General features: G+C 44.2%; 10 protein-coding genes. All 10 read left to right on the top strand.

The genetic code is table 11. The features are described from left to right. Nucleotides 1-54 precede the first annotated feature (54 nt). The 10 genes from gmd to JWH17_RS11435 all read left to right on the top strand — a co-directional run bounded on the left by gmd (nucleotide 55) and on the right by JWH17_RS11435 (nucleotide 13,494). Nucleotides 55-1,089, top strand: coding sequence for a GDP-mannose 4,6-dehydratase (gene gmd, locus JWH17_RS11480; RefSeq protein ID WP_205222765.1), 1,035 nt, complete (start codon nucleotides 55-57; stop codon nucleotides 1,087-1,089). A 2-nt stretch (nucleotides 1,090-1,091) separates the two neighbouring features. After that, nucleotides 1,092-1,997: a GDP-mannose 4,6-dehydratase gene (locus tag JWH17_RS11475; RefSeq protein WP_369125056.1), complete on the top strand. Its 906-nt coding sequence runs from the start codon at nucleotides 1,092-1,094 to the stop codon at nucleotides 1,995-1,997. A gap of 2 nt (nucleotides 1,998-1,999) precedes the next feature. Next, nucleotides 2,000-3,133, top strand: coding sequence for a glycosyltransferase family 4 protein (locus tag JWH17_RS11470; protein ID WP_332468410.1), 1,134 nt, complete (start codon nucleotides 2,000-2,002; stop codon nucleotides 3,131-3,133). A gap of 9 nt (nucleotides 3,134-3,142) precedes the next feature. Continuing rightward, nucleotides 3,143-4,267: a glycosyltransferase gene (locus JWH17_RS24345; protein WP_205222762.1), complete on the top strand. Its 1,125-nt coding sequence runs from the start codon at nucleotides 3,143-3,145 to the stop codon at nucleotides 4,265-4,267. Between the two features lie 133 nt (nucleotides 4,268-4,400). Further along, the gene (locus tag JWH17_RS11460) at nucleotides 4,401-6,269 is read left to right on the top strand and encodes a polysaccharide biosynthesis protein (protein WP_332468408.1); all 1,869 of its coding nucleotides are present in this window, start codon (nucleotides 4,401-4,403) and stop codon (nucleotides 6,267-6,269) included. 237 nt (nucleotides 6,270-6,506) lie between these two features. Beyond that, entirely contained in the window at nucleotides 6,507-7,847 is a 1,341-nt protein-coding gene (locus JWH17_RS11455) for an O-antigen ligase family protein (protein WP_205222760.1), read from the top strand. A 60-nt stretch (nucleotides 7,848-7,907) separates the two neighbouring features. After that, nucleotides 7,908-8,291, top strand: a complete 384-nt coding sequence (locus JWH17_RS24620) for an IS1595 family transposase (RefSeq protein WP_205222759.1) — start codon at nucleotides 7,908-7,910, stop codon at nucleotides 8,289-8,291. Between the two features lie 56 nt (nucleotides 8,292-8,347). Beyond that, nucleotides 8,348-9,445, top strand: coding sequence for a glycosyltransferase (locus JWH17_RS11445; protein WP_205222758.1), 1,098 nt, complete (start codon nucleotides 8,348-8,350; stop codon nucleotides 9,443-9,445). A 48-nt stretch (nucleotides 9,446-9,493) separates the two neighbouring features. Then, a complete protein-coding gene (locus JWH17_RS11440; RefSeq protein WP_205222757.1) occupies nucleotides 9,494-10,954 on the top strand; it encodes a glycosyltransferase family 4 protein in 1,461 nt (486 codons plus the stop codon). 17 nt (nucleotides 10,955-10,971) lie between these two features. Continuing rightward, the gene (locus tag JWH17_RS11435; RefSeq protein ID WP_205222756.1) at nucleotides 10,972-13,494 is read left to right on the top strand and encodes a glycosyltransferase; all 2,523 of its coding nucleotides are present in this window, start codon (nucleotides 10,972-10,974) and stop codon (nucleotides 13,492-13,494) included. Nucleotides 13,495-13,510: the final 16 nt, after the last annotated feature.

The raw sequence follows: 13,510 nt of genomic DNA, 5'->3' as shown, positions 1-13,510 counted from the left end.
AGAAAAGACTATGAAATATTCTTACAAAATTTAATCCTTGGATGAGGTAACATAGTGAAAAAAGCTGTTATAACCGGTATTACTGGCCAAGATGGAGCTTATCTGGCCGAACTGTTGTTGGAACAAGGATATCAGGTTTATGGGACTTATCGTCGTAGTAGTTCTGTAAATTTCTGGCGTATTGAAGAGTTAGGCATTGGCGGGCACCCAAATCTACACCTATTGGAATATGATCTCCTTGACCAGTCTGCCAATATTCGTCTTGTCAGTGAGGTTCAGCCAGATGAAATTTACAATTTAGCAGCTCAGAGCTTCGTTGCGGTATCATTTGATCAACCTATTGCAACCGCACAGATTACTGGGCTCGGAGCCCTCCATCTACTGGAGGCTATTCGAATAGTAAACCCAAAGATTCGGTTTTATCAGGCATCTACCTCTGAACTCTTTGGCAAAGTTCAGGAAGTGCCTCAGCAAGAAACGACCCCTTTTTATCCACGCAGTCCTTATGGGGTTGCAAAGTTGTATGCTCATTGGATTACTGTTAATTATAGAGAATCATATGGTATTTTTGGGTCGAGCGGAATTTTGTTTAATCATGAATCCCCATTACGTGGCCGCGAGTTCGTCACTAGGAAAATTACTGACAGCATCGCAAAAATTAAGCTGGGAAAGCTAGATGTACTTGAATTGGGGAATATGGATGCCAAGCGTGACTGGGGGTTTGCCCGAGACTATGTTGAGGGTATGCACCTCATGCTGCAGGTTGATGAACCTGATACATATGTATTAGCTACCAATCGTACTGAGAGTGTGCGTGATTTCGTTTCCATGACCTGTAAGGCTGCTGATATACGAATCGCCTGGAATGGGGAAGGTTCAGAAGAAACTGCAACGGACATTGCTACAGGTAAAGTTATTGTTCGGGTTAATCCTAAATTTTACCGTCCTACAGAAGTTGACCTTCTTATCGGTAATCCTGAAAAAGCGAGGCAGAAATTAGGGTGGGTCGCCAAAACTACACTGGAGGAACTTTGTGGCATGATGGTTGAAGCCGATATCCGTAGAAATGAAACAGGTTTTTCTTTTTGATGGTGACAACCGTGAACAAACGCGTGCTGGTGACGGGAAGTTGTGGCTTTACCGGGCAATATCTGGTGTCAGAGCTGGAACGAAAGGGGTGGGATGTCTTTGGTGCAGGCAGCTCGACTCATGAAGGATGTGCGAACTACCGTTGCATAGACTTGACGAGTCTGAATGATGTTCGTTCTGCTGTAAATGAACTCGAGCCTGACATTGTTGTCCATCTAGCTGCAGTCGCTTTTGTTGGTCATGGCAATGTAGATGATTTTTACCACGTTAATTTGCTGGGTACCCGTAATCTCTTATCTGCTTTAGCTGAAAGTAAGAAAAAGCCTGAATGTGTTTTGTTAGCCAGTAGTGCAAATGTGTATGGAAACACTACCGATGGAATGCTCAGTGAAACCATGCGGCCTAATCCAGCAAATGATTATGCTGTGAGCAAGTTGTCGATGGAGTTTATGGCACGATTGTGGTCAGAGGAGTTACCTCTTGTGATTGTCAGGCCCTTTAATTACACAGGGGTCGGACAGAGTGAATCTTTTCTCATACCTAAAATTGTCTCACATTTTCGCAATAAGTCGACAGAGATAGAGTTGGGGAATCTTGATGTGTCTAGAGATTTTTCCGATGTGCGATCAGTGGTGCGAATCTATCGCAGGTTGTTAGAGGAGCAGCCGATAGGGGAGACTGTTAATGTCTGTTCAGGAAAGCTTGTTTCCCTAAAGGAAATTGTAACTTTAGCAGAAACTATTACCGCACATTCTATGTCTGTTAAGGTGAATCCAGCATTTGTAAGGTCCAATGAGGTTAAAACGTTGTGTGGTGATCCGTCCAAGTTGAAGCGGTTGATTGGAGATACGGAAATGTTTACCCTGGAAGAGACTTTAAGGTGGATGTTGTTTGAGGACTTGCCTTGAAAGTGATTTTGTCGATTGATCCGATAAAGTATCCTTTAACTGGCATCGGTCGTTACACCTATGAATTGGCCAAACACTTGTTAGAGGATGAGCTCGTTGAGAGGTTATGCTTCCTGCGTGGACATCATTTTGTCCAGTCTTTACCTGTTCCGGGTGAATCGTCGAGTCCTATTAGGTCGGTGCGAGGATTATTTCTAAAAAGCCGATTGGCTGTAGCATTTTATCAGCTATTTTCTTCACCACTAAAAGCACAGTGTCTTCGAGGTAAGGAAGATAATGTGTATCATGGTCCCAATTTTTATCTCCCTCGTTTTGGTGGTCCAAGTGTTGTAACAATACACGACCTTTCTGTGTATGCCATGTCTGATTGCCACCCGCCAGAGCGTGTGCGGTATATGCATGATGAAATTGAGCTGTCATTAAAGCGAGCCTCAATGATAATCACAGACTCCGAGTATACACGTAAGGAGGTCGTTGAGTATTTTGGTTGGCCTCTGGATAAAATTCGAGCTGTTCCTTTGGCAAGTTCTGGAGATTTTTTTCCTCGTGATGAGAATGAACTTGAGATATTACAAACGCGTTATAATGTGGTGCCCGATGGGTATTGTCTGTTTGCTGGAACCATCGAGCCTAGGAAGAATATCTTAGCCCTACTGGAAGCCTATGAGTTATTGCCCAAAGCCGTTCGGCGTCACTGGCCATTGGTGATTGTTGGATATAGGGGATGGAACAGTGAAAAATTGCATCAACGTCTTCGCCAAGCAGAAAATGAAGGGTGGTTATATTATCTAGGGTTTGTAAGTGCTGATGAATTGTCGATTCTCTTTGCAGGTGCAAGGATGTTTGTTTTCCCTTCTTTATATGAAGGGTTTGGTTTGCCTGTCGTAGAGGCGATGGCCTCCGGGGTTCCAGTTGTCTGTTCTAATGCAGCTTCCCTACCTGAGGTCGCTGGTGATGCCGCAGCATTGTTTGACCCCAGTGATGTTGACGCACTATCTTCTTGCATCAGGGTTGGCCTTGAAGACAATCAATGGCGTGAGGATGCACGGAGGAAAGGACTTGTCAGAGCATCTCATTTTAGCTGGAAACGATGTGCCAAGGAAACGGCATTGGTGTATCAAGATGTTGTTTCTTAGAGAGATACTGTGAAAGTTCTCCATGTTTATAGAACCTATTTTCCTGATCCGCCTGGGGGGTTACAGGAGGGGATTCGTCAGATTTCGTTAGCCACCAAGGGGTGTGGGATTGAAAATACCATCTTCACACTAAGCCCTCAGAGTAATCCTTCTGTTTTAGAGAGGCCAGAGGCGAAGATTGTTCGTTGCAGGTCTTGGGCTGCTCCTGCCTCGTGTGATTTGGGTGGATATGAGGCTTTTAAAACATTTTACTCCCTAAGCAAAAAAACAGATGTTCTGCATTATTTGTTTCCATGGCCTTTTGCAGATGTTTTACACTTAACATCACGGTCAACAGTCCCTGCGGTGTTGACATATATTTCTGATGTAGTGAGACAGCGGTATTTGGGAACTGCTTATGCCCCTTTAATGTGGAGAATGCTGAAAAAAGTCTCAGCTATTGTCGCAATTGCACCTTCATATATTGAAACGAGCCCGGTTCTTTCTCACCCTTCAGTGAGAGATAAAGTGCGTGTTATTCCTTTGGGGATTGATGAAAGATCATATCCTGTAAATGGTGAAGAGCATATTTTAGAGCGCCTTGGATTGGAAGGAGCGCAAGACTATTTTTTATTTATAGGAGTACTTCGCTATTACAAAGGGTTACACTTTTTATTAGAAGCAGCAAAAAAAGTAAGAAGTCAAATCGTAATTGCTGGTACTGGACCTGAAGAAAAGCGCTTGAAGGAGCAATGCGAAGATCTTAGATTGAAGAATGTGATTTTTGCCGGTCAAGTGAGTAATTCGGAGAAAGTTGCTTTACTTAAAAAATGTCGAGCCCTTGTCCTGCCTTCACATTTACGTTCTGAGGCGTTTGGTATGGTTTTAGTCGAAGCGTCTATGTTTTCAAAACCACTCATTTCTTGTGAAATAGGTACTGGAACGTCTTTTATTAATTCTCACGAGGAGACAGGTTTTGTTGTTCCTCCTCAATCTCCGGATGCACTGTCTCGTGCTATGAATACTTTACTCTATGATAATGACTTAGCTTTGAAAATGGGCGCGTCTGCCCGTGTAAGGTATGAGCAACTCTTTTCAGGTGAAGCTTTGGGAAAAGCATATGCTCAACTGTTTAATGAGGTCGTTGGGGAGTGAAGATGTTTTCTTTGTGTACGGTTAAGTGATGTGTGGGTAAAGCTATTTCTCATGAATTTGAATGGGTTCATTCGTTGTGTGGAATCTGTTGAATATTAACAAGTAGAATATTAGTGGGCGGTTAGGTGGAAGCATGATTCGAAGGGGTCTTCGTGATATTTTATTAAATAGATGGTCTGCATTTGTGCATGACTTACTGTGGGTTCCATTGTCTCTTTTTTTAGCGTATTGGCTACGCTTTAATTTAAATAGTATTCCACCAGAATATGTGCCCCAATTTATAAATATTGCAATGATATCCGTTCCCGTATTTGCAGTGTTTTTTTGGAAGATTGGGCTGTACCGAGGAATGTGGCGATTCGCCTCCGTTCCTGATCTTGTACGTATAATAAAATCAGTAGCAATGGGAACACTGTTTTATTCTTTGTTGGTGGGGATATTGTTTCGATTCGAGGGTATACCACGTTCAACGTTGTTCGTTTTTCCAATGATTTTGGCAAGTGGGCTGGCCGGTCCCCGTCTACTCTACCGTGTCATTAAAGACAAAAGTATAAGCTTGTTAAAGGCTGAAGGGAAACAGACCCTGGTGATTGGGGCGGGACATGCTGGAGAACAGGTTGTTCGAGAGTTCCTTAATTGCCAGGAATATCAGCCTGTTGCTATATTAGATGATGATCCACGTAAATTTAGGCGCGAGGTTCATGGCGTACGTGTTTATGGGGATCTTTCTCATATAGCTGATTTGGTTAAATTACTTAATATCGATCTTGTTTTGTTCGCGATTCCAACAGCGAGTCGGTCAACCGTAGCGAGCGTAATTCAAGTGTGCTCAGAGATTGGTGTTGAATGTCGGACCTTACCCACTTTAACCGAACGAATTGTAAGTTCTTTTGAGGTGAGCGATATTCGCCCCTTCACGCTTGAGGATTTATTGAGTCGCGAGGTGGTTCAGTTAGAAAACGAGAAGGTTGCCACCTGGTTGAAAGGTGTTAATGTTCTTGTGACAGGGGCAGGTGGTAGCATCGGTTCAGAGTTATGTCGCCAGATAGCCCTGTCAAATCCAGCCATGCTTATACTTCTAGAGCAAAGTGAATTCAACTTATACAATATTGATCGTGAATTGCGCTGCAATTTTCCAGACGTGCAGGTAATCTCGGTTTTGGGAGATATAAAGAATAGAGTAAGGGTAAACTGGGTCTTTGAGAAGTTTTTACCACGGGTAGTGTTTCATGCAGCGGCTTATAAGCATGTTCCCATGGTTGAACTCAATCCCGCTGAGGGGGTGCAAAATAATGTTCATGGTACTAGAGTCGTTGCTGAGGCCTCAGATAAATACGGCGTTGAAAAATTTGTCTTAGTCTCAACCGATAAGGCGGTCAATCCTGTAAATATCATGGGGGCGAGCAAGAGGGTTGCAGAACTTTTTTGCCAAAATTTTAATGAATTGTCGGAGACGATATTTCTAACAACAAGGTTTGGAAATGTTCTTGGCTCGACAGGCTCTGTTGTTCCTCTTTTTGAGCAACAGATAAAATCGGGGGGACCGATTACCGTCACCCATCCTGAAATTAATAGGTACTTCATGACAACTCAAGAAGCTGTGAGCTTGATACTCCATGCCGGGGCGATAGGTAAAGGTGGGGAGATCTTTGTGTTGGATATGGGGGAACCTGTACTTATTCGAGATCTTGCGGAACAGATGATACGGATCGCTGGTTTGGAGCCGGGCAAGGATATACATATTACCTATACAGGGCTAAGGCCTGGCGAGAAATTGTTTGAGGAGTGGTTTCATGAAAATGAAAATTTGGAAAACACTCCTCACCCAAAACTACTTTTGGCCTCTAGCCGTCAGGTGGAGTGGCAATGGTTGCTCCATGAAATTGAAGCGCTAAGCAAGGCAGCTACCTTTAGAGATGTCGGGCAGATTGTAGCACGCCTTTGTTCCGTTGTGCCTGAATATAGTTCTGTCCCCCTAGTCAAAAAAGTTGTGAATGATTAACCGTGTTGGTTCAGTGGAAATTAGAGGTTACCCTCGTTTGAGGTAATCATGCATAATGAAAGGATAGGGTGATGAAAATGAAACGAAAGAATTGCGCTTCAGCAATCGAAAACGGCAGTGCTCCACAGTTCTAATTCCCCTGACGAGCGATCACGGGGGGACCATTTTCTCAGAATTGGGCTATCGGAGGTGCTAGGTCGTACTCCTGTAAACTCTTATCAACCTTGATTTTTAAAAATGATTGTACGTTACTTGCGCTATGACTTTTGTTACTCCTTTTTATTAGTGTTGTTGCTGGTACTGTATAGTTGTTATTCTTTTTTAAACGCCCGTAATATTGATAAATATGCCGACTTGGCATTCGTCGTTATGCTGCTAGTTGCTGCACCACGGTGTGCTCAGTATAAACAAATTCATTTATCAAATACTTTATTATTTGTGCTTTTATCTTTTGTAAGTCTTTCCCTGGCTAGTGTGATTTTTCCACCTTCGCTGTATGCTGATTCAGGATGGTTGACGAGATCGTTTTACAGGTTGTTTGTCTCCATAGGCGTACTTTTAACAGTGGCACGCGTTAGCCGTTTAGATCAATTGTTTATACGTTGGGGCGGAGGGGTGTTCGCTCTGGTCTTGTATGCTACTGCTCTTCTTGTTTCTTATGGGATTGTAGACAAAGGTGTTTTTGGCATGATATCTCCCATGGAAGTTGTACGTTTTCCTTGGAATGATAAATATTATGCATTCTGGTTTGTTTATATGATGTGGTGCATTGTTGCACTGAACTGGAGGCAGGGTAGGGGCGCTACTTTGTTTTCCTTGGTTGTCTTAATTTTCGGTTTTTGGTCTGTTTTTTTAACAAGTTCGGAATCAGCCCAGTTAGCTTTGGTAGTAAGTCTCTTTATCTTTTTATTTTGCCACATTCCCTTCAAAAAGTATCGGTATGTTGTCCATCTGTTTTTTTTCTTATTGTTTTTTTTTCCGCCTCTTCTTTGGTTATTGTTCGTCCAAGTAAGTCCGATTTTTCCGGATTTTTTCCTTTTTGATTTTTTTAGTAATTTTCATGGCGGGATTGGTAGTAGAGTTCCTTACTATAATGCATGCTCACAGCTCATTGCGGATAATATTTTTTTGGGCTACGGGTTTGGGAGTTCCCTTTCCGTCCCTGTGGATCCTAACAATTTTTCAGGTAGTAGTATCTTTCCTGGGGGGCATCCACATAATATAATTTTTCTTTTTTTTCTTGAGCTGGGGCTCTTTGGTTTTTTATGGTTGCTGGGAGTGCTTTGTTTACTGTTTAATTATGTTTATACCAAAACTTGGAATAGAAGGGAAGGACCGGCTATTTGGGCAATGTTGATTAGTGCACAGGTTATATTTTCTTTGAGTTTTGATATGTGGCAGGCTGATGTCGTTATGATCTATACAATGCTGTTTGTTTTGTTGCGTGTCTGTGTTGGTAATGAATCAAGGGCGATGATTGGTGGAACAGCTTTTACATGCAACATTCAACGCTTTTTAATAGTGAGTACCTCTTTTGGCATTTTGTGTTATATTCTTAACAGTTTGTTTTTTCTATGACATATAAAGTTTTCTGATTACGGATAAAGCTCAGCCAATGAAGAGGGCCTTCCAATTCAAATGCGCCTGAGCCAAGTAAAAGCTTTTTCTACGGAGGGCATTAAAGATTGCTCATCCAAGCATCTTTGCCAAGGAGATAAGGTCGTTTCTGATGGCCTTAACTGTTTTAATGGTTTTGGCGACGCAGGTTTTAGCCACAGAATCATAATCACAGGCGGAGGCGCCAAAAGTGTCGAGGTAGAAGATTTCAAATGGGTAAATACGATTATCAGTAATGTCAAAAGATCGGTGCTTGGTACTTTTCATGCAATTAGCAAGAGACATTTCCCTAGATACCTCGCTGAATTTTGCTATTGGTCCAATCGCAGATTTGATTTGCGACAAATATACCTAAGTTCGCCTATGTGGCACTCAGGGTGCCGCCCTTCCCCCAGAAGCTCATAAAAGTGGCTGAGCTTTGTGGGCAATCAGATAAAGTTTTTACGTGGAGTGGTTGATCGTTGGATAGTGTTAGTGTCGTTATGCCTCTGTATAATCATGAGTGTTATGTTGAGGAGTCTATTTTTTCTGTGATTAATCAAAATTACCCTGTCCTTGAGCTAATTGTAATTGATGATGGATCGTCAGATAATTCAGGGGAAATTGTCAAAAAAAATAATGACTCTAGGGTAAAGTATGTATTTCAAGAGAACAAAGGTGCGCATGATGCAATAAATAAAGCATTGTCGCTCTCTAAGGGTAAATATATTGCCATAATCAATTCCGATGACGTTTATCATCCTAGTAGAATAGAGAAATGTCTTGAGAGTATAAAATGTGACACATCTATTGATGCTGTCTTTTCAAGTGTCGATTATATTGATGATAAAAGCAAGTACCTAAATACCGTTATTGGTGCTGAAGAAAATTGGCAAGGAAAGGAGGCTGGAAACTCTTTTGCGTCAAGCCGCCAGCTAACTCTGGATTTATTAGCAGGTAACTTTATTAAAACCACCTCAAATTTATTTTGCAGAGCTGAGTGCTTTGACAAAGTTGGTTTGTTTCGGAATCTGCGCTACACCCATGACTATGATTTTTTTCTCAGGTTATCCTCTCAGTGTAAAGTAAAGTTTATAGAAGAGCCACTGCTGAAGTACAGAGTTCATCCCGGGAATACCCTGAAGGAAGATCAGGCTGCAGTGGATTTTGAATGTGCTCTGGTCATCTCTAATTTTTTGATGAACCACGACTTATCCAAAATCATTGATCCTGAGTTACCCGATTCAATGAGTAAGCTTCTTAATTCTTTAAATACCCATCGCGCAGAAAGGGTCATGCTCGTCTTTGCCATTTTTGCTGGCTATATGGGGGATAAAGAACAACTGTTTCTTTCGATCCTGGACGACCCTGATCACCCTTTTCGAAAAGCAGGGCGGGATTTTATCTGCAACTATCATGACGGCTGGCAGGCAAGGGAAGAGATTTACCAGGAGTGGCACAAGCTGCATGCGATGTATGTCCAGAGCGAAGAGCAGCTGCAACAGGCAGAAAGATCTCTTGGCTATAGAATCGAAAAAAAAATACGATACTACCTGAACAAAATGACGGGCTCCATATAAGGGGCAGGTCTCTTTTATCCCAGATGCACTTTTGTTGAAGCGTTTTTCATGTCGAAGAACATACTGCTGATTACTCGGGAGATTGTGCCGTTTTACTACGGAGGGATAGGCACGCTCTTTATGTCGATGGCTAATCTGTTTCGTCGGTCTGGGCATTGTACTGGTATTCTCACCCTTCGTCCTGAAGATTTTGATCGTGAACGTTTTGATGCGTACTATGATGATGTAGCTCTTTTTTTCTTGGAGCAAGTAGATTTTCGGAACCAGGCCAGGTACTCCCCCAGCGGTGGTAATATTTCATCCTTCAACCTTTCCTATTCTTTAGCCGTTGCTGCAACCTTTGAGCGGATTTATGATACGGTGCGTCCAGACTTGGTGATTGCTCCTGACTTTGGGGCGGAAGCATTGGTCTTGCTGCTCCAAAAGGCTGCTGGGCGGTATCCTTCTACCAGGTTTTTGCTTCACCTCTCCGGCGGTCTGCATGAATCTCTTTCGATTTATGAGGGAGGCGCTGGAGAACGTTTTTCCAGTGAGCTCCTGGAGCCTCAAAATCGCCTCAGTTGTTCCATGGAAAATATGTGTTTGCGCTTGGTCGATGAAATTGTGACCCCAACAAGGGTTGCCTGGCTAGAAGTGGCCCAGCGTCTTAAGATAACCGACAAGGTAGTCCACCAGATCCCAAATCTGTTTGCAGGGGAAATTCATCCTCAACAGCTGCCACAAAGTTCAAGGGACCGTGAGCCTGTACTTTTATTCATTGGCAGGCTTGATCGCCATAAAGGTGCGGACCGGCTGCTTCAGGTGTTTATTCGCTATTTGGAGAAATACCAAACTGGGGCAAGGCTGGTTCTTCTTGGCAGAGATTGTTACTGGAAAGAGTATGAAGGCTTTTTCCTCGAACAGTGGGAGGGGGGGATTCCGCAAGGCTATGAGCAGGCCATAGAGTTCAAGGGACAGGTAGACCACGCCCAGGTGGAAGAGTATCTGGCCACTGCGACCCTCTGCCTGTTTCCTTCACGCTGGGAGGTCTTTGGTAATGTCTGCCTGGAGGCTATGGCTGCCGGAGTGCCGGTGTTTGTCGCTCAGGGCACTGGGCTTGAAGAGGTGATCGGTGAGGAGCTTGCGCAATTTGCAGTGGATTTTTCAGATACAGAAACTGTAGTGGATGCTATAGATGGATTTTTGTCGGATACTGCCAGCCATGAGGCGACCCGCAAGGCAGTTAGGGAGCGAGCCATTGACATCGTTCAAAGCGGTGAGGTGGGGTATGCCGGTCTTGTAGATGTAGCTTCGGTCACTAAGAAGCAAGAGGCTGCGTGCCAGTCGGCTTTCGGTGAGATTCCGACGCTTCTTGGTGCCATGAATGATATAACCCGCTCATTAGAGCAAGACATGGACCGCATTATAGAGTATTACGGACCATCTGAAGACAAGGTGAAAGGTATTGTCCAGTGCCGGGAAAAGCGTTTTTTTTCGTTTCTGGACCGAATTCCCTTTTTTAGCAATTAGATATCCTCATAAGTATCGTGAAAAATAAGCGTTTAAATATTGTCTATGTGTGCCGTGAGTTCGGGCCTGTAACCGGGGGCGGCATCGGAACCTATATCTATAATGCCTGCATGGCTATGGCGGCACGAGGGCATGGCGTCTTTCTACTGACCGACTGTTTTCATGACGGTAACCTGGAACTTTTGCCCAAGGGAATACAATTAGTTGCCCCGCTTGCCACCAGGGAAAATCGAATCGGCAGCTTTGTCTCGCCCCACCATGAATATAGCTACAGGGTCTATGATACGCTTAAAGAGCTTGCTGGCAAAGAACAGCTCGATGTGATTGAATTTGCCGAATTCGGTGTTGAAGGTTTTGCTACGATCCGTGGCAAGCGGCTATTGGGAGAATTCGCGGACAGCAAGCTGGTGGTCAAGCTGCATACCCCCAGTTCACTGCTCTATCAGATCAATGAAGACCGGCGACTCCATGTGGATAGCCTGTGTGATTACACCATGGAAGATTACTGCGTTAGTCATGCAGACATGGTGACATCCCCTTCGTTATCACTGGGGGATTATTTTGCCAAGCGAGTAGGTAGGGAGGATATCAGGCAATGTCCTTATCCTATGGAGCTACCCACCAAAGGAAAAGGGCGAGCCTTTACCGACCAGCAGGTGCGTCGGGTCCGTTTGATTGGCTCAATCCAGGTAAGAAAAGGTATAGATACCTTTATCCGCGCTGCCGTACAAGTGCTGCAGCAGGATGAGAACTTTCTCTTTGAAATCTGGGGCGCAGATCGTAATGCTCTCCTCTTTGGTAAAACCTATAGCGAGATTGCCGCTCGGCTCATCCCCGAAGAACTACAGGATAAAATAGTTTTCGCCGGTGGGGTGCCCTACAGTGAGATTCCTGCCCTCTTTAATGATTCTTGTTTTTGTGTGTACCCCTCCCGGTGGGAAAATTGGGCCAACGTTTGTTTAGAAGCAATGTCTTATGGTTGCGTCGTGCTTGCCTCGAAAAACGGCGGAATGAGCGAGATGATTGAGCATGGGCAGAGCGGCTTTGTTATTGATCCGCTGGATCCAAGCGATATTGCCGAAATTATCTTGGGCCATTACAAGGAGAGCAATCTTTTGGAGGCAATTTCTCACCGTGCTGTGTTGAGAAGTGGTGAAATTTGTGATCCACAAAGGGCGGCTGAAGCCATTGAAAATAATTATCGTCTCGATTTGCTGAAAAGGGCACCGCAAAAACTGGGCAACGATACGCCACTAGTATCAGTGGTCATACCATACTACAATCAGCCTCAATATCTTGCTGAGACTGTGGCATCGGTTGTGGCCTCCGATTACCCCAATATTGAAATCGTTGTGGTCAATGATGGCTCTTCGACCATGGAAGCCGAGGAAGTTTTTGGGGCATTGTCTGGTGTGGTTAAAATCTCCAAGGAGAACGGTGGCCTCAGCTCAGCCAGAAACGCTGGGATTCAAGCTGCAAAAGGAGACTTCGTTCTCCCGCTTGATGCTGACGACCTGATTGAGAGAGACTATCTTCGTAAAGGTGTAGAAGCACTCTCTAACAATCCTGAACTTGGTTACGTTAGTTGCCATGCCCAGAACTTTGGCGAAATGAACAACGCCTACATCCCCATCGGCTATGTTCCTGAATTGATGCCGTATATCAATACGCATGGAAAATGCAGTAATTTGTATAGAAAATCTCTCTTTATCGAGTATGGCGGGTATGATGAAGTAATGACATCATACGAAGATTGGGATTATTTGCTCACCTTGCATGACCATGGTGTTGAGGGGGATGTATTACCCGATGAAATGTTTCGCTACCGAAGGCACTACGACTCCATGGTGTATGTAACCGCGAACCGCCAGCGGACCGATCTCATCCAGTATATGATGATAAAGCACGAGAAGGCCCTTGCACCTCATGCTGCCAAAATGGCAATTATGCTTGCGCGGCTTTGGAAAGAAACAGAGATGAAGGCCGAGTTGTTGGAACTGCAACTACAAAATGCCTACTTCAGGCCATCGCGGCTTAGCGCCGCACAATCAGGCAGTGGTAGTCGGCTTCAGGTCTATTCCGAGGGCGGAGATGAAAAATCGGTCTTTGTCGATTACCCACAGCAGCAATGGCTGGACCTCAGGTTGAATCTCCCTTTTGCTGGTAGCCAAGCCGGCTATCGGCTTGATCCTGCCAACTGCCCCGGAACCATAATTATTCAGGATATTATTGTGCGGGAAAAGAGGTTTGGTCGACCCCTGTTTAAGGCCTCTGCAGGTGACGGATTCAGTAGATGTACCATGGCTGGAAAGGTAGAGCATTTTCGCCAAAATGGCTTTCTGGTCTTGCGTGCACATGACGATGATCCTCAAATTTTCCTCCCTAATCTTCCTAATGCAGCTGGTCTGCTTTTGGATACCCGTCTCTATTACACTCCAGAATCGGATTGTGATATTGCGGCTGTTCTACGTCTGTTTTTTCGGAACCGAGTCAAGGGTGGGTTGCGCAAATTAGCGAGCCGTTTGTTCGGTACTTTTTAGCTCCGGTGGTCGTGGT

The sequence above is a fragment of the Desulfogranum marinum genome, assembly GCF_016918565.1.
In the GTDB taxonomy this organism is placed as follows: Bacteria; Desulfobacterota; Desulfobulbia; order Desulfobulbales; family Desulfobulbaceae; genus Desulfogranum; species Desulfogranum marinum.
Note: the sequence above shows the minus strand (reverse complement) of the source record. Positions and strands in the feature narration are given on the sequence as shown.